We start from the raw sequence: 17,401 nt of genomic DNA on the forward strand, positions 1-17,401 counted from the left end.
TCGCCTCATCCCATCCCCGAAAACACCACCTGAACGAGCAGACCAAAAAACGCGAAAACCCGCCGGGAAAAACGGCGGGTTTGTCAGCGGTCTGACGGGCGGCTTTTCAGCCGCCCGTTTCAAATCATGCTATGCTTTGAGCATCAGTTCCATTCGCGAATATCGACGAAATGGCCTGAAATGGCGGCCGCCGCCGCCATGGCCGGCGACACGAGATGTGTGCGGCCCTTGAAACCCTGACGCCCCTCGAAATTGCGGTTCGAGGTCGAGGCGCAGCGCTCGCCCGGCTTCAGGCGATCGTCATTCATGGCCAGGCACATCGAGCAACCCGGTTCGCGCCAATCAAATCCCGCCTCCTTGAAGATCTTGTCGAGGCCTTCGGCTTCCGCCTGTTCCTTGACGAGACCGGAGCCCGGAACGATCATGGCCGAGACGGTCGACGCCACCTTCTTGCCTTCAACGACCTTGGCCACGGCCCGCAGGTCTTCGATACGGCCATTGGTGCAGGAACCGATGAAGACGCGGTCAATGGCGATGTCGGTGATCTTGGTGCCGGCGGTGAGGCCCATATAGTCGAGCGCGCGCTGCTTCGAGGTCCGCTTGTTTTCGTCGGCAATCTCGTTCGGGTCCGGCACGACACCCTGAACCGAGATCACGTCCTCAGGTGAAGACCCCCAGGAAACGATCGGCGGCAGGTTGGCGGCGTCGAGCACGACAACGCGGTCGTAATGCGCGCCTTCGTCAGACCTCAGCGTCTTCCAGTATTCGATCGCCATGTCCAGCGCCTCGCCCTTCGGCGCGCGCGGCTTGCCCGTGATATAGTCGAAGGTCTTTTGATCCGGCGCGATGAGGCCGGCGCGGGCGCCGCCTTCGATGGTCATGTTGCAGACCGTCATGCGGCCTTCCATCGACAGCGCCTCAATAGCTTCGCCGGCGAATTCGATGACATGGCCGGTGCCGCCGGCTGTGCCGATTTCACCGATGATCGCCAGGATGATGTCCTTGGCGGTGACGCCCGGCGGCAGTTGGCCGTCGACTCGCACCAGCATGTTCTTGGCCTTTTTCTGGATCAGCGTCTGGGTGGCGAGCACATGCTCGACCTCGGACGTGCCGATGCCATGGGCCAATGCGCCGAAAGCGCCATGGGTGGAGGTGTGGCTGTCGCCGCAGACGATGGTCATGCCCGGCAGGGTGAAACCCTGTTCAGGCCCGACGATGTGGACGATGCCCTGCCGCTTGTCGCTGGCGGAATAGTATTCCACGTTGAATTCGGCGGCGTTCTGGGCGAGCGCCTCGACCTGAATGCGGCTTTCCTCATTCTTGATGCCGAGATGGCGATCGGGCGAGGTCGGCACATTGTGGTCGACGACGGCGAGCGTCTTTTCCGGGGCCCGCAGCGTGCGGCCGGTCATGCGCAGGCCTTCGAACGCCTGCGGGCTGGTCACTTCGTGAACCAGATGGCGATCGATATAAAGGAGACAGGTGCCATCGTCCTGCTGATCGACGACGTGGTCGTCCCAGATCTTGTCATAGAGTGTGCGGGGTGCGCTCATGGGTTTCACCGTGCTGAAATATAGAGGAAAAAGGCGTCACGATACGCTGAGCCGCGTAAGCGGTCAGCGGACGGGATCAGCCAAGATGGGCGGTGGCGCGGCCGGAAAAGGCGGCAAAGAAGCGCTGCGGCAGGCGTTTGCGGTCCTGCAGCACGAAAAAATATCTCTTTGGCGCGCGTTTGCTCATGGGCGTTCTTTACCATCATTCTAAACGGCGGGCAATGGCCGACCTTGGCGACGATTTGTCGGGCTGAAGCTTAGCCGCGCCCCCAGGGCCGCGCCGGGTCGCGATACATGCCGGACGCCCTGAATTCGCTCGGAGTCACGCCAAAAATCCGCCGGAACGCCTTGGAGAAATAATTCGCATCAGAAAAGCCAGCCTGCGCCGCCACCTCGCGGATCGATAGCGTCCGTTCTCCGCCCATGAGACGGGCGGCGTAACGCAGATTTTCGTGGAGCAGATAATCTGCTGGGGTTTCGCCAGTCGCCGCAGCGAAAAGCCGGGAAAAATGCGCGCGACTCAAACCCGCATATTCAGCCATCCGCGTGACGCTCATGGATTTACCCGGATTTGCGGCGAGATATGCGAGCACCCGCGCCACACCTTCGGGGGTTTCTCCCGGTGCGCCGCCAGGACCCGTAGCCGCCTGGAGAACGCCGAGCGCAAAGTCGTATGCGAGGCTGGAGGTCCGAAAGGGATCGTGATGTTCCCGCATGAGGTTGAGACATAGGCCCGCCAGCCGGTCTGCCGTCTCGGGCGCGATCTCCAGCGTCGCGCCGGCTGCGACACGGGCGCGCTCGGCCAGCCTCAAGGCCTCGGCGCCCCGCACCGACACCCAGAAGAATTCCCACTCCTCTCCGTCCTCGAGCCAATAGCGATGATCTTCTGGAACTATCAGTGCCATCGCCTGTCCGGGTCCGACCACATGCCTGTCGCGGCCTATGGCGAGGCGGCCCGCCCCAGAGATCGTATATTGGAAAATTGTAAAAGGCTCCGTTCCCCGCTTGCGGCCGTCCCAGTCGTAATCGGCCCCGCGCTGTTTCTCATAGCCGCATCCTGTGGGATAAATGACGAAAGGCCCGCCGCCTCGGGGCGGCGTCCGCTGAAAGGGGCCGGAGGCAACCAGTTCCGTGAGCATGATATTACCCTTCGCAGCACAACTATCCTCTTACCTGCTGAATAGACGAGCTTTATGTTGCGTGCAATCGGCGCACCCCTCCCAAGGAGACAGCACAAAATGACGAGAAACCCCAAGATCACCTTCATCGGCGCGGGCTCCACCGTGTTCATGAAGAACATCATTAGCGACATCCTGCAACGTCCCGCTCTGTCGGGCGCGACTGTGGCGTTGATGGACATCAATCCCGAACGGTTGGCGGAAAGCGAAGTGGTGGCCGGCAAGCTGGTGTCCACTCTCGGAGCCAGCGCCAAGGTCGAGACCTATGACGACCAGAAGAAGGCGCTCGAAGGCGCGGATTTCGTCGTTGTCGCCTTCCAGATCGGCGGCTTCGAGCCCTGCACGGTCACCGATTTCGAAGTGCCGAAGAAATACGGCCTGCGCCAGACCATCGCCGACACGCTCGGCATCGGCGGCATTATGCGCGGACTTCGCACCGTGCCGCATCTCTGGTCGATCTGCGAGGACATGCTCGCAGTCTGCCCGAACGCGATCATGCTGCAATATGTCAACCCGATGGCCATCAACACTTGGGCGATTGCGGAAAAGTATCCAACCATCAAGCAGGTCGGCCTTTGCCATTCCGTCCAGGGCACGGCCTATGAGTTGGCCCGTGATCTCGACATCGACGTGTCGGAGCTGCGCTACCGCGCCGCCGGCATCAACCACATGGCCTTCTACCTGAATTTCGAGCACCGCCAGCCCGATGGCTCCTACAAGAATCTCTATCCGGCTCTGCTGGAAGGCTATCGCGACGGCCGCTTCCCCAAGCCGAGCCATTGGAACCCGCGTTGCCCGAACAAGGTGCGCTATGAAATGCTGACCCGTCTCGGCTATTTCGTCACCGAAAGCTCGGAGCATTTCGCGGAATACACGCCCTATTTCATCAAAGAGGGTCGCGAGGATCTGATCGAGAAATTCGGCATTCCGCTCGATGAATATCCCAAGCGTTGCGTCGAGCAGATCGAGCGCTGGAAAACCGAAGCCGAAGAGCTCAAGAACTCGCCGACCATCGAGATCAAGCAGAGCCACGAATACGCCTCCGAGATCGTCAATTCGGTCTGGACCGGCCAGCCTTCGGTGATCTACGGCAATATCCGCAACAATGGCTGCATCACCTCGCTGCCGGCCAATTGCGCCGCCGAAGTGCCGTGCCTTGTTGACGCCAACGGTATCCAGCCGACCTATATCGGCGAGCTGCCGGCCCAGCTGACCGCGCTGATCCGCACCAATATCAATGTGCAGGAGCTGACGGTGAAGGCGCTGATGACCGAAAATCGCGAGCATATCTATCACGCCGCGATGATGGATCCGCATACGGCCGCCGAACTCGATCTCGACCAGATCTGGGCGCTGACCTCTGACCTTCTCAAGGCGCATGGCGACTGGCTGCCGGCCTGGGCGCGCGGCTGATACAGGCATCCCGTCCTGACATATCGAGCCGGCGGGCGACCCCGCCGGCTTTTTCATGTCTGCGGACAAGAAAAAACCCGGGACGCGTGACGACCCCGGGCTGAGTTCAGCGGCGCTGCATGCGTTATGCGGCCGCCTGGGAGGATAGCGCCGGTCGGGGCGGGAAGGAGGATGAAGCCCCGACCGGGCGGTGCGGCGCCGGAAAACCGGCGCCACGCGCATTCTTAGTTGTGGTAAGCGGCTTCGCCATGCGAGGCGAGGTCGAGACCTTCGCGCTCGGCTTCCACCGGCACGCGCAGGCCGACGATCAGGTCGACGATCTTGTAGAGGATCGCAGAACCGATGCCGGTCCACAGGATGGTGATCACGACGGCTTCGATCTGCACCCAGAGCTGTCCGCCCATGGTCTGCTCGCCGGCGTAACCGATGCCGCCGAGAGAAGCGGATGCGAAGATGCCGGTGGCGAGAGCGCCGAAGATGCCGCCCACGCCATGGACGCCGAACACGTCGGCGGTGTCGTCATAGCCGAACTTGTTCTTCACCACAGAGACGAAGAAGTAGCAGAGCGGCGAGACGATGAGGCCCATGACGATCGCGCCCATCGGGCCGACGATGCCGGCGGCCGGGGTGACGGCCACGAGGCCGGCGATCATGCCGGACGCAGCGCCGAGCATGGAGGCCTTGCCGCGGGTAAGCGCTTCGACAGCCGACCAAGACAGGATCGCAGCTGCCGTGGCGAGGAAGGTGTTGACGGTGGCGAGCCATGCGCCGCCGCCGGCTTCAAGGTTGGAGCCCGCGTTGAAGCCGAACCAGCCGAACCACAGCATGGCTGCGCCGACATAGGTGAGCGTCATCGAATGGGGGGCCATCATGTCCTTGCCGAAGCCGATGCGCTTGCCGACCATGATCGCGCCGATGAGGCCAGCCACGCCCGCATTGATGTGCACGACGGTGCCGCCGGCGAAATCAAGCGCGCCCTTGCCGAACAGATAGCCATTGGCGTCCCAGACCATATGCGCGATCGGGAAATACACCACGGTCACCCAGAGCAGCGCGAACAGGATCGAAGCCGAGAACTTGATGCGTTCGGCGAAGGCGCCGATGATCAGCGCCGGCGTGATGGCGGCGAAGGTCATCTGGAACAGCATGAACAGATATTCGGGGATCACGACGCCCTGGCTGAAGGTCGCTGCGGTCGTGTCCTTGGTCACGCCAGCGAGGAACATCTTGGCGAAGCCGCCAAAGAAGGGATTGGCGCCGCCGCCGAAGGCGAAGGAATAGCCGTAGACGACCCAGGCGATCATCACCGCGGCTGCGATGACGGTGCACTGCATCAGCACCGACAGCATGTTCTTGGCGCGCACCAGGCCGCCATAGAACAGGCCGAGGCCGGGGACGGCCATGAACAGCACGAGAATGGTGGAGAGGAACATGAAGGCGCTGTCGCCCTTGTCGGGAACCGGCGCTGCAGCTGCGGCCGGGGCGGCCTCCTGTGCGAAGGCGACGACCGGGGCCATCACGGCCGAGGCGGCGATCGCCGCACGGCTCAGAAGAGTGGAAAGTCTCGTTGCGGACATAAATGTTAACTCCCTACGATAGCGGACGTCAGAGCGCTTCGGCGTCGGTTTCGCCGGTGCGGATGCGCACGGCGTGGTCAATCGAGTAGACGAAGATCTTGCCGTCGCCGATCTGGCCGGTCTTGGCGGCGCCAGCGATCGCTTCGACCGCCTTGTCGACCAGTTCACCCGATACGGCGAGTTCGATCTTCAGCTTCGGCAGGAAGCTGACGGCGTATTCGGTGCCGCGATAGATTTCGGTGTGTCCCTTCTGCCGCCCGTAGCCCTTCACTTCGGTTACGGTCAGGCCCTGGATGCCGACAGCCGTGAGGGCTTCGCGCACCTCATCGAGCTTGAACGGCTTGATAATGGCCATCACAATTTTCATCTGGTTTCCCATCCTTTGACGAACATGCTGGCGGGGATCCGCCTCTCCGTGATCTCGGGAAAAAGTCTCAAGCCCTCCCGTGACTGACCTTACCAATACAAGGCGCGTGCCAGATTCGCGTTTCAAATATAAGATATTGAAAAATATAGCGTATTTGTTTTTGGATCAAAAAAAGGGCAGTTAACTTGGAATTAACCGCCCAAAATATATGCAAAAATCAAAATTCGCACATTAATTAATCATTTGCTCGTTTGCGAATCAAACCCTCTTGCGCCGTCGACGCGACCAAGCGTCCTGAACGGTTATAGATCGACCCCCGACTCAACCCACGCGCGCCGCCGGAGAAGGGGCTGTCCTGGGTGTAGAGCAACCAATCGTCGAGCGGATCCTCGGCATGAAACCACATGGCGTGGTCTATGCTGGCGGCCTGGATGTCGCGATCGAACACCGATTGGCCATGCGCGAAAAGCGCGGTGTCGAGCAGCGTCATGTCCGAGAGATAGGCGAGGACTGCGGCGCGCAGCGCGCGATTCGCTGGCGGCGCTCCATTGCCTTTGATCCAGATATGCTGCGATGGCGCCAGCTTTTCGCGCGAGACGTAATGCGTCATCGAGACGGGGCGAACCTCCACCGGTCGTTCGCGCAGCCAATAGGCCCGCACGTGATCGGGGGCGTCTTTCAGATAGGTCTCGTAAAGTTGCTGGGCGTCGGGCAGCGTTTCGGGAGCGGGAACGTCCGGCATTTCGATCTGATGGGAAAGTCCCGGCTCGTCGATCTGGAAGGAGGTCGACAGCGCGAAGATCGGTTTGCCATGCTGGATGGCGATCACCCGCCGCGTCGAAAAACTGCCGCCGTCGCGGATATTCTCGACTTCATAGAGAATCGGCAGCGAGGGATCGCCGGGACGCAGGAAATAGGCGTGCAGCGAATGCGGATGGCGGTCTTCGGGCGCGGTGCGGCAGGCGGCCACGAGCGCCTGCGAAATCACCAGCCCGCCGAACACGCGCTGCCAGCCGACATCGGGGCTTGCGCCGCGGAATGTCCCTTCCTCGATCTTCTCGAGATCGAGGATTTCGAGGAGTTGGGATATGTCGGCAAGCTTGTTTCCCTGGCGCGGCATTTTGGCTTTCTCCGATGGTTTAATCAGCGAGTTCATTCCTCTATACTCCCAGCCGAAATGCGGGCAAGCCGCGAGAAGGAGCATGGTCCATGTATGACATTCTGGTCGCAGGCGGCGGTTATGTCGGTCTCTCGACGGCGGTTTCGATCAAGAAGGCGGCTCCACATCTGAATATTGTCGTGGTCGACGCCGCCCCGGCCGGCGCTTGGGAAAAGGATGGTCGCGCCTCCGCGATCGCCACGGCAGCCTCGCGTCTTCTTTCCGCGCTCGGCGTTTGGGGCGATATTCTGCCCAATGCCCAGCCAATCAACCGGATGATCGTCACCGATTCCAAAACGGCCGATCCCGTCCGCCCCGTCTTCCTGACATTTGACGGCAAAGTGGCCGATGGCCAGCCCTTTGCGCATATGGTGCCCAATCCGGCGATGATCGGGCCGCTGCTGCGGCTCGCCGGAGAGCTCGGCGTCGAGTTGCGCCAGGCGGCGACCGTGGACGGGTTCTCCCGAGATCCCGCCCGTGTCGCGGCGACGCTGTCTACAGGCGAAACAATCAAGGCCCGGCTGCTGATCGCCTGCGACGGGGTGCGCTCGAAACTGCGTGACGTCGCCGGAATCAAGACCGTCCATTTCGATTATGGCCAATCCGGCATCGTGGTGACCGTCGATCATGAGCGGCCGCATGACGGCGTGGCGGAAGAGCATTTCCTGCCCGCCGGGCCCTTCGCGATTCTTCCCTTGCCCGGCAATCGGTCGTCCCTCGTCTGGACCGAGAGAACTGCAGACGCCGAACGTCTCGTCCGCGGCGATGATTTCCTGTTCGACGAGGAGTTGGAGCGGCGTTTCGGCCATAAGCTCGGCGCGCTGAAGGTTGCGTCGCCGCGCCGGGCCTATCCGCTGGGGCTCACGCTGGCGCGCGGTTTCGTTGCGGATCGCTTCGCGCTTGCCGGCGACGCTGCCCATGGCATTCATCCGATTTCCGGCCAGGGCCTCAATCTCGGCTTCAAGGATGTCGCCGCACTCGCCGAAACCATCGTCGACGCCGACAGGCTGGGCCTCGATATCGGCTCGCCCGCGGTGCTCGAACGCTATGAGAGCTGGAGGCGCTTCGACACGTTCCGCATGGGCGTGACGACCGATGTGCTGAACCGGTTGTTCTCCAACGATGTCGCGCCGATCCGCATCGCCCGCGATTTCGGGCTGGGCCTTGTTGATCGCATGCCGGCGCTCAAGAATTTCTTCATCGGTCAGGCGTCCGGCGCCACCGGTCGAGCCAATCCCAAAATGCTCGACGGTCAATTGCCGTAAGGGACTCGCCTCGCTGTCTGTCTGCCCGGCAGCCTTGTCGCCATGACGGGCTGTCGCCGACATGGCGCACAAATGTCACGCCGCCGCCCAACCGAAAATAGTTAATGTCCTCGTCTTGAAACTTTTAACCTTTGGCGCCTATCTTTGAACATCGGCGCGTTCGCGCCGGTGCATGTCCTGTTTAAGATAGAAAGGAATTCCTCTGACGACAGTGCACGCAAAAGGAGTGGCGCGTCTCGCCCCCTCCCGGAGCATGGAACGCGGTAGCGACGCCGCAGCCAAGGCTCTTGAAACCGTCCTCGAAAGCCTCGAGGACTCGAAGGCTGAAAACGTCTCCCATATCGATATCACGGGCAAATCCGCGCTGGGCGATCACATGTTGATCGTAACCGGACGCTCCAGCCGTCACGTGACAGCCATTGCCGATCATCTCATCGACGACATCAAGGCGGCCGGATTCGGCCCGACCCGCGTCGAGGGGCTGGAAACCGGCGATTGGGTGCTGATCGACGCCGGAGACATTATCGTGCATGTGTTCCGCCCCGAAATCCGCGAGTTCTACAACTTGGAAAAGATGTGGGCCGCGCCTGATCTCGACGAGGAAACCTTGCACTAAGCCGCTTTCCTTGCGAAAGCAGGCCAATACCCGCGGAGAATGATGTTCTCCAGCGTGAAAGATCTGGTCTGGAAAGACATGCGCATATCCGTGTTTGCGGTCGGCAGGTTGAAGTCCGGACCCGAGAGAGAGTTGGCCGATCGTTACTTCGATCGTTTCGCCAAGGCGGGTCCCGCGACCGGCCTTGAACTGGGAAAAATTACCGAAATCAATGAAAGCCGCGCCGGCAACGCCGAGACGCGCAAGCGTGAGGAAGGCGCAAGTCTCGACAGACTTCTGGCCGATGGCGCCCAACTGATTATGCTTGACGAGCGCGGCAAGGCGCTCGACAGCGTCGCTTTCGCCGATCTGCTCGGCGGCTTGCGCGACCAGGGACGGCGCGACGCCATCATCGCCATTGGCGGACCCGACGGCCACGATCCGGCGCTTGCCAGCCGCGCCGACCACATGCTTTGCTTCGGCAAGATGACCTGGCCGCATCAGATGGTGCGGGTGATGCTGGCCGAGCAGCTCTATCGGGCCGTCACCATTCTCTCGGGGCATCCCTATCACCGCGTCTGAGCCTGCTTTCGCCGCTGTCTGGAGGGGTGAAAGCGCCGGCGATCAAATCGATTGGCGCTTTCGGCAAATCAGCTTAGACTCCGATGTCATTGGCGAATGGCGGTGGATTGTTGAAAACCAGCGGACAGTGGAGACGAGGGGCGTTTTGGCGTGCGGCTGCGGCTGCGGGCCTGGTCGCGTTCGCTGCTCCCGCCGTTCCGCAAGAGGCCGGCGTCAAGTCCGGTCCCGCCGTCAATGAGGAGGGCTTGTTGCGCATCCGCCGCAACGCCACCGAAAGCGAATTGCGGGAACTCGCCAAGAATCTCGCCGAATCGCGCGATCGCACCAAGACGCTCCAAGCGGGTCTGATCGGCATCGAGCGCACCAGCGCCGGTCTGCGCCAGGCGCTGGTCGCCTCGGCGGAAAAGCGCAAGTCGCTCGAGCGGCAGACGCTCGACGACGAGACCAAGCTCCGCGATCTCGAAGCCAAGCTCGCCAAGGTCAAGGCCTCGCTGCACGAGCGGCGCGGCCTGTTGTCCGAAGTGCTGGCGGCTTTGCAACGCATGGGCCGCAATCCCCCGCCGGCGCTTCTGGTGTCGCCCGACGACGCGCTGTCTTCGGTGCGGAGCGCCATCCTGCTCGGCGCGGTCGTTCCGGGCGTGCGGCGAGAAACCGAGCGGTTGGCCGCCGATCTCAACAGCCTCACCGAGCTCTCGGTAGCGCTTGCCGCGCAACGGCAGACTTATGTCGCCACCATGGCCTCGGCGATCGAGGAGGAGCAGCGCATGAACGCGCTCCTTGAGGAAAACGCCAAGCTTTCCGCAAAAAGCAAGGACGAACTGGATCGCGAAAATCAGCGGGTGGAGCAATTGGCCGCCCGCGCCACCAGTCTCGAAAACCTTATCGCCTCGCTGGAGCGGAGTATCGCCTCGGCCCGCGAGGCCGCGGAGGCGGCGCGCGCCAGCAATCGCGACATGGCGGCATTGACGCCCGCGCAGCGTACGCGGTTGCAGGAGGAAGCGGGCGCCATCCTGCCCGACAAAAACCGCATTGCCCCAGCATATCCATTTTCCGTCTTGAAGGCGAAATTGGAATTGCCGGTGGCCGGAGAGGTGATCCGCCTCGTGGGCGACGACGACGGCACCGGCCATCCCGCGCAAGGCTTGACGGTTGCGACTGGTCCGGGCCTCGTGGTGACGGCGCCCGCCGACGGTTGGGTGATGTTCGCCGGCCCGTTTCGCAGTTATGGCGAAATGGTGATTATGAATGCGGGAGAGAATTACCATATACTGCTCTCCGGCATGGACAAAGTATCCGTCCGTCAGGGGCAGTTCGTCGTCTCGGGCGAACCTGTCGGCCAGATGGGTGAAAAGAGAATAGCGAGCGCGACCGGTCTCAATCTGGAAACCGACCGACCGACGCTGTACATAGAGTTCCGAAAGGATGGAAAACCGGTCGATTCGCGACCCTGGTGGTCCGTCAAAGAGCTTGGAAAGGCGCGAAATGATACGTAAGACTTCACTGGTGCTGCTGGGCGCGTTGCTGGGTTCCACAGCGACCCTGGCCGTCTATTCCGCCGGACTGCCGGCCCAGGCCGCCGGCTCCTCGACCTATCGGGAACTCAGCGTGTTCGGCGAAGTCTTCGAACGCGTGCGCGCGCAATATGTGACGCCGCCCAACGAGCAGAAACTGGTCGAGTCCGCCATCAGCGGCATGTTGACCTCGCTCGATCCGCATTCGAGCTACATGAACGCCAAGGACGCCGACGACATGCGCACGCAGACGCGCGGCGAATTCGGCGGTCTCGGCATCGAAGTCACCATGGACAATGAACTCGTCAAGGTCATCGCGCCGATCGACGACACGCCCGCCTCCAAGGCCGGCGTGCTCGCAGGCGACCTGATCTCCAAGATCGACGGGACCGATGTGCGCGGCATGAAGCTTGAGGACGCGGTCGACAAGATGCGCGGCGAGGTCGGCGCGCCGATCAAGCTGACCATCCTGCGCAAGGGCGCCGACAAGCCGATCGAACTGACCATCAAGCGCGACATCATCGCCGTGCAGGCGGTCAAGACTCGCGTCGAGGGCGATGTCGGCTATCTCCGCGTCATCTCCTTCACCGAAAAGACCTATGACGACCTGAAGAAGGGCATCGAAAAGATTCAGGCCCAGGTGCCTGATGACAAGCTCAAGGGCTATGTGCTCGACCTGCGTCTTAATCCGGGCGGTCTGCTCGACCAGGCGATCAATGTGTCCGACGCCTTCCTCAACAAGGGCGAGATCGTTTCGACCCGCGGCCGCGTGGAAAGCGAAACACGTCGCTTCAGCGCCACCGATGGCGATCTGGTCAATGGCAAGCCGGTGATCGTGCTGGTCAATGGCGGCTCCGCCTCGGCCTCCGAAATCGTCTCGGGCGCGTTGCAGGATCTCAAGCGCGCCACCGTTTTGGGCACGCGCTCCTTCGGCAAGGGCTCCGTTCAGACCATTATTCCGTTGGGCGACAATGGCGCGCTCAGGCTGACCACGGCGCTCTATTACACGCCGTCGGGCAAGTCGATCCAGGGTATTGGCATTACCCCCGACATCAAGGTGGAAGAGCCGATCCCGGCGGAACTACAGGGCAAGATCGAAACAGCCGCCGAATCGGCGCTCAAGGGCCATATCAAGGGCCAGGATGAGACCGATGAAGGGTCCGGTTCCGCAGCCTATGTGCCGCCGGATCCCAAGAACGACGTGCAGTTGAACTATGCGCTCGATCTGCTGCGCGGCAAGAAGACCGACCCGGCTTTCCCGCCGGATCAGACCAAGGCCGTCGCGGCCGAACAGCAGAAGAAGAAGTAAACGGATGGCGGCGGGACATGATCCCGCCGCCTCTCTGTTGAACGGGGGCAGGCTCGCACGTGACGTCGGGACTCCATTCGCCGCTGGGCAAAGGGCGGAATCCGAAAAGCGAAACGCGCCCCCGGCTCCCCTGGGGGCGCATTTCGGCGTTTTCGCTCGTCGTTTTGGTGTTTGCCGGCCTGGCCGCCTATCCCTATCTTTCCCCGGATCCGCTGCAAAAGCCTGCGTCGCCCGTCGAGACGGCGGCAGTGTCCAGCGAAGCAGCCCCCGAAGCCGCCCAACAGGATCCAGGCGGCATCAAGCCGAGCCGCCCAGCCGATGGCGCAAATGTCGTGCGCCAGGTGATGCCGGACGGTTCGGTGGTGACGAAATACACGCCGCGGGACCGCAGCGCAGATGGCCCGAAGCTGATCGACGCCACCGCCACGGGGCCACAATCGCCCGAGACGGCAACCTTTCCCGATGAAGCCCTGATTGAAAATACGCCGGATGGCGATTTGCCGATCGTGGCCGTCGACGGCACGCGGCCCTTCGACCGTTACGCCCGTCCCTGGTCGGGCGCGCGCGGCACCCGCATCGCCATCGTCGTCGCTGGCCTCGGCCTCAGCCAGACCGGCACGCAAAAGGCGCTGCAGGCGCTTCCCGAAGAGATTACGCTGGCTTTCGCGGCCAACGGCAATTCGCTGTCGCGCTGGGCGCCGGAGGCGCGACGCACGGGTCACGAGATCCTGCTCCAGGCGCCGATGGAGCCGTTCGACTATCCCGACAATGATCCCGGCCCATTGACGCTGACGCATGAGCAGAGCGAGTCGCGCAATCTCGATCTCCTGCATCAGGGTCTGGGCAAGATGACCAATTACACCGGGGTGATGAATTTCCTCGGCGGTCGTTTCCTGTCGGACGCCGATGCCTCCGAGCCTGTGCTGCGCGATATCGCCCGCCGAGGGTTGATGTTCCTGGATGACGGCACGTCGACGCAGTCGCTGTCGCCTGTTTACGCCAAGGCCTATGGCATGCCGCACGCATTCGCCGATCTCGTGCTCGACCAGGAGGTCAATCACGCCGCCATCCTCGCCAAGCTCGACGATCTCGAACGCATCGCGCTGCGCAAGGGCTCTGCCATCGGCGTCGCCTCGGCCTTCGATGACAGCGTCGCCGCGATCGCCGAATGGTCGCGCGAGGCGGGGCGTCGCGGCATCGAAATCGTGGGCGTCTCCGCCCTCGCATCCGTTCCCAACTGAAAAAGCGCGCCCGCCGCGCAAGGACATGACGATGAGCAAGACGATCAAGGCCGAAGACCTGCCCTACCGCCCCTGTGTCGGCATCATGGTGCTAAACCGCGAGGGCCTGGTCTGGGCCGGCCGACGCATTCCGCTCGGCAATTCCGAATATGACGGTTCCCCGCAGCTCTGGCAGATGCCGCAAGGCGGCATCGACAAAGGCGAGGAGCCTGAGGCCGCCGCTATTCGCGAGCTCTATGAGGAAACCGGCATCAAATCGGCCACGCTCATCGCCCGCGCCAAGGACTGGATCCATTACGATCTGCCGGCTGAACTGATCGGCATCGGTCTCAAAGGCAAATATCGGGGCCAAACCCAGGCCTGGTTCGCATTCCGATTTGAGGGCGACGATTCGGAAATCGCCATCAACCCGCCTCCAGGCGGCCATGAGGCGGAGTTCGACCAGTGGGAATGGAAGCGGATGGAGGATCTGCCGGGCCTGATCGTGCCGTTCAAGCGCGCTGTCTATGATCAGGTGGTCGCCGAATTCGCCCATCTCTCCGCTGCCGGGGCTTGACGGCCGAGCGTACAAAAAAGCCGCCGGACCATCATGCCGGCGGCTTGTTCAATTGTCGTGAAATGGATTATTCCGCGTCGTCGGCCGAGGCCGAGTTCAGCAAGCCATATTTCTCTTCGCCGAGCTTGCTCATCAGTTCGAGCTGGGTTTCGAGGAAGTCGATATGGCCTTCTTCGTCGCCGAGCAGTTCTTCGAACAGTTTCATCGACACGTAGTCGCCGCTCTCGTGACAGATTTCGCGGGACTTCTTGTAGGAGGTGCGGGCGTCGTATTCGCCGGCGAGATCGGCTTCGAGCACTTCCTTCACGGTCTGGCCGATGCGCAGCGGCGCCAGAGTCTGCAGGTTGGGATGGCCTTCGAGGAAGATGATGCGGGCGATGATCTTGTCCGCATGCTGCATTTCCTCAATCGATTCGGCGCGCTCCTTCTTGGCGAGCTTGATGTAGCCCCAATCTTCGAGAAGACGATAATGCAGCCAATACTGGTTGACCGCGCCGAGCTCAAGAAACAACGCTTCGTTGAGGCGCTCGATGACCTTAGGGTCGCCCTTCATATTTCATCTCCTGTTATGCAGCAAAAAGTATGGCGGGATAGAAGCAGGAAATGCACGCGAAGTCGAGCCTAAGTTTGGAATCATTCCAATTTTCAGGACGCGAAGGGCCGGGCGGAATTCAGGCGACGCGCGCCATGCGCTGACGGCGTTCAAGAATCGCCGCCTTCTGTTCGGCATGGAAACGCTTGAGACGGTCGAGGAAGTCCACGACCTCCGCCGTATCGCCACGATGACGGGCGTGATAGTCTTCGGTGGTGTTGACGATGATGTCGACGACATTGGGGAAGCAGCCGCAGCATTTCCCGCGCTTGTTCATCGCGTGATAGACCTTGCCCGGCACGATCAGCTGCCAACAGTCTTCATCCAGCATCGAGACGATGACGTCCCTGATGTCTTTGTCGGTGATTATGTTGCAGCTGCAGACCATCATGGCGAGGAACCCGCTCGACTTTCAATGGGATCCTATATCCAAAACCGGATGCCAATTGTCAAGATAAACAGAGGAGTCCGCGACAAAATATGTCAAAACTCCTCCACTTTGACGTCGATGTCGGATTCAGGTCCGTTCAGACCTTCAGCTGAAGTTCGTGGAAGTCTTCAGTGCCGAAGAATCGCTTATACCGCTCAACCTCCGCAAGATCCCCGGTCGCCTTGCGCGGATTGTCCGACAGTTTCACCGCCGGCCGGCCATTGGCCTCGACAACCTTGCAGACGATCGAAATCGCATCGAGTCCAACCAGTTCGTTGGGCGCGCAGCCCTGGAAGTCGTTGGTGAGGTTGGTGCCCCAGCCGAAGCTCATGCGTACCTGGCCTTCGAAATGCTTGTAGGTCTCGATGATCGTGTCGACATCGAGCCCGTCCGAGAAGATCAGCAGTTTCTCACGCGGATCGCGGCCATGCGCCTTCCACCAGTCGATGATCCTCTCGCCGCCTTCGATGGGCGGGGCGCTATCGGGGCGGAAACCGGTCCAGTCGGCCACCCAGTCAGGCGCGTTGCGCAGGAAGGCGGCGGTGCCAAAGGCGTCGGGCAGCACGATCAGCAGATTGCCGCCGTAAAGCTGCGTCCAGTCCTGGAGCACCTTATAGGGCGCCTGCCCCAGGGCCTCGTCGGTTTCGGCGAGCGCCGCCTTCACCATCGGCAGCTCATGCGCATTGGTGCCCACCGCTTCCAGGTCGGTGTCCATGGCGAGCAGCACGTTGGAGGTGCCGGTAAACGCCGGGCCGATGCCTTCCTTGAGCGCTTCGACGCACCAGCGATGCCAGAGGAAGGAATGACGCCGACGGGTCCCGAAATCCGAAATCCGGAGGCCGGGATATTGCCGCAGGCGCTCCACTTTCGACCACATCTTGGCCTTGGCGCGGGCATAGAGCACGTCGAGCGTGAACTGGCCGAGGCCCTTCATCGCCGCCCGCGACCTCAATTCGTTGATGATCGCCAGCGCCGGGATCTCCCACATAGTGGTTTCCATCCAGCGGCCTTCGAAGCACAGCTCATACTGGCCATCCTTCACGGACAGCTCGTAATCCGGCATGCGGAAATTGCCGAGGAAGGCGATGAAATCGGGCTCGAAGATCTGCTTCTTGCCGTAGAAGGTGTTGCCGGCCAGCCAGATCAGCTCTTTCTTGGTGAAGCGCAGTTCGCGGACATGGTCGAGCTGGTCGCGGAGCTCCTGCTCGTCGATATCGTCGGCGAGACGCACGCGCGTCGTCCGGTTGATCAGCGAGAAGGTCGCGCGCACATCCGGATGCAGCTTCCAGATCATCTGCAGCATCAAGAGCTTGTAGAAATCCGTGTCGAGCAGACTGCGCACGATCGGGTCGAGCTTCCAGGCGTGATTATACACGCGCCGGGCGATATCTGTCTTGGCCGCCATGCGGCGTCTCCTCCGTGCCTGTCAGACGAGCGTCACGCCCGCCTGCCGCATTTTTTCAAGTTGCGCGTCCATCGATCCGCCGAGATCGATGCCGCGACAGGCCTCCAGCATGACGGTGGTCTTGAAACCCGCCGCCATGGCGTCGAGCGCCGAGAATGCGACGCAGAAATCGGTTGCCAGTCCGCATAGCGTCACGGCCTCGATGCCGCGTTCGCGCAGATATCCGGCAAGTCCCGTCGGCGTCGCATGGTCGTTCTCGAAGAAGGCCGAGTATGAATCGATCGCCGTCCGGTAGCCTTTGCGGATCACCAGTTCCGCCTTGGTCCAGACGAGTCCCGGATGGAACTCCGCGCCAGGCGTGCCCTGGATGCAATGTTCCGGCCAGAGCGTTTGTTCGCCATAGGGCATGGTCACGCTGTCGAACGGGGCCTTGCCGGCATGGCTGGAGGCGAAGCTCGAATGGCCGGCCGGATGCCAGTCCTGGGTCAGCGCCACATGGTCGAACCGCGCGATCAGCGCGTTGACGGCGGGCAGGATCGCGTCGCCATCGGTGACCGCGAGCGCGCCGCCGGGGCAGAAATCGTTCTGGACATCGATGACGACGAGCGCTTCTCTCAACATGTCAACCCCCATATCTGTCTGATGAAAGGTCAATCATGTTTGCGGCC

The 17,401-nt window shown here is 61.8% G+C and carries 17 protein-coding genes; 8 read left to right on the forward strand and 9 right to left on the reverse strand.

Annotated elements, in window-relative coordinates:
- Positions 1-143 precede the first annotated feature (143 nt).
- A complete protein-coding gene (gene leuC, locus M2360_RS23865; protein WP_280777896.1) occupies positions 144-1,553 on the reverse strand; it encodes a 3-isopropylmalate dehydratase large subunit in 1,410 nt (469 codons plus the stop codon).
- Between the two features lie 257 nt (positions 1,554-1,810).
- A complete protein-coding gene (locus M2360_RS23870; protein ID WP_280777897.1) occupies positions 1,811-2,692 on the reverse strand; it encodes an AraC family transcriptional regulator in 882 nt (293 codons plus the stop codon).
- A 99-nt stretch (positions 2,693-2,791) separates the two neighbouring features.
- Here M2360_RS23870 and M2360_RS23875 point away from each other — a divergent pair, with 99 nt between their 5' ends.
- Positions 2,792-4,144 (forward strand): alpha-glucosidase/alpha-galactosidase, encoded by a 1,353-nt coding sequence (locus M2360_RS23875; protein ID WP_280777898.1) that lies wholly within the window; start codon positions 2,792-2,794, stop codon positions 4,142-4,144.
- A gap of 224 nt (positions 4,145-4,368) precedes the next feature.
- On the opposite strand, the gene M2360_RS23880 is transcribed toward M2360_RS23875, so the two are convergent.
- The 3 genes from M2360_RS23880 to M2360_RS23890 all read right to left on the reverse strand — a co-directional run bounded on the left by M2360_RS23880 (position 4,369) and on the right by M2360_RS23890 (position 7,208).
- Positions 4,369-5,721, reverse strand: a complete 1,353-nt coding sequence (locus tag M2360_RS23880; protein ID WP_280777899.1) for an ammonium transporter — start codon at positions 5,719-5,721, stop codon at positions 4,369-4,371.
- 28 nt (positions 5,722-5,749) lie between these two features.
- Positions 5,750-6,100 carry a P-II family nitrogen regulator gene (locus tag M2360_RS23885; protein WP_170976542.1) on the reverse strand — a complete coding sequence of 117 codons (351 nt, stop codon included), beginning with the start codon at positions 6,098-6,100 and terminating at the stop codon, positions 5,750-5,752.
- 223 nt (positions 6,101-6,323) lie between these two features.
- On the reverse strand, positions 6,324-7,208 hold the full coding sequence (locus M2360_RS23890; protein WP_280777900.1) for an acyl-CoA thioesterase II: 885 nt from the start codon (positions 7,206-7,208) through the stop codon (positions 6,324-6,326).
- A gap of 89 nt (positions 7,209-7,297) precedes the next feature.
- On the opposite strand from M2360_RS23890, the gene M2360_RS23895 reads away from it, so the two are divergent.
- The 7 genes from M2360_RS23895 (at position 7,298) to M2360_RS23925 (ending at position 14,306) form a co-directional block, all read left to right on the forward strand.
- Complete coding sequence (locus tag M2360_RS23895) at positions 7,298-8,512, forward strand: ubiquinone biosynthesis hydroxylase (protein WP_280777901.1); 1,215 nt, start codon at positions 7,298-7,300, stop codon at positions 8,510-8,512.
- Between the two features lie 196 nt (positions 8,513-8,708).
- Complete coding sequence (gene rsfS / locus M2360_RS23900; RefSeq protein WP_348529575.1) at positions 8,709-9,128, forward strand: ribosome silencing factor; 420 nt, start codon at positions 8,709-8,711, stop codon at positions 9,126-9,128.
- A 78-nt stretch (positions 9,129-9,206) separates the two neighbouring features.
- Entirely contained in the window at positions 9,207-9,689 is a 483-nt protein-coding gene (rlmH, locus tag M2360_RS23905; protein ID WP_280777973.1) for a 23S rRNA (pseudouridine(1915)-N(3))-methyltransferase RlmH, read from the forward strand.
- Positions 9,690-9,937: 248 nt separating this feature from the next.
- A complete protein-coding gene (locus M2360_RS23910; RefSeq protein ID WP_280777903.1) occupies positions 9,938-11,182 on the forward strand; it encodes a murein hydrolase activator EnvC in 1,245 nt (414 codons plus the stop codon).
- The gene (locus M2360_RS23915; RefSeq protein ID WP_280777904.1) at positions 11,172-12,509 is read left to right on the forward strand and encodes a S41 family peptidase; all 1,338 of its coding nucleotides are present in this window, start codon (positions 11,172-11,174) and stop codon (positions 12,507-12,509) included. The genes M2360_RS23910 and M2360_RS23915 overlap by 11 nt, the downstream gene beginning before the upstream one ends.
- Before the next feature lie 59 nt (positions 12,510-12,568).
- Positions 12,569-13,750 (forward strand): divergent polysaccharide deacetylase family protein, encoded by a 1,182-nt coding sequence (locus M2360_RS23920; RefSeq protein ID WP_280777905.1) that lies wholly within the window; start codon positions 12,569-12,571, stop codon positions 13,748-13,750.
- Between the two features lie 31 nt (positions 13,751-13,781).
- Positions 13,782-14,306, forward strand: a complete 525-nt coding sequence (locus M2360_RS23925) for an RNA pyrophosphohydrolase (RefSeq protein ID WP_280777906.1) — start codon at positions 13,782-13,784, stop codon at positions 14,304-14,306.
- Positions 14,307-14,373: 67 nt separating this feature from the next.
- On the opposite strand, the gene bfr is transcribed toward M2360_RS23925, so the two are convergent.
- The 4 genes from bfr to pncA form a co-directional block, all read right to left on the reverse strand.
- Positions 14,374-14,859, reverse strand: coding sequence for a bacterioferritin (gene bfr / locus M2360_RS23930; protein ID WP_280777907.1), 486 nt, complete (start codon positions 14,857-14,859; stop codon positions 14,374-14,376).
- A 118-nt stretch (positions 14,860-14,977) separates the two neighbouring features.
- On the reverse strand, positions 14,978-15,289 hold the full coding sequence (locus tag M2360_RS23935) for a (2Fe-2S)-binding protein (protein ID WP_280777908.1): 312 nt from the start codon (positions 15,287-15,289) through the stop codon (positions 14,978-14,980).
- 136 nt (positions 15,290-15,425) lie between these two features.
- Positions 15,426-16,733 (reverse strand): nicotinate phosphoribosyltransferase, encoded by a 1,308-nt coding sequence (pncB, locus tag M2360_RS23940; RefSeq protein ID WP_280777909.1) that lies wholly within the window; start codon positions 16,731-16,733, stop codon positions 15,426-15,428.
- Positions 16,734-16,754: 21 nt separating this feature from the next.
- Positions 16,755-17,354, reverse strand: a complete 600-nt coding sequence (gene pncA / locus M2360_RS23945; protein ID WP_280777910.1) for a bifunctional nicotinamidase/pyrazinamidase — start codon at positions 17,352-17,354, stop codon at positions 16,755-16,757.
- Positions 17,355-17,401 lie beyond the last annotated feature (47 nt).

Origin of the sequence: Rhizobium sp. SG_E_25_P2, from assembly GCF_029892285.1 — a bacterium.
Classification (GTDB): domain Bacteria; phylum Pseudomonadota; class Alphaproteobacteria; order Rhizobiales; family Rhizobiaceae; genus Rhizobium_E.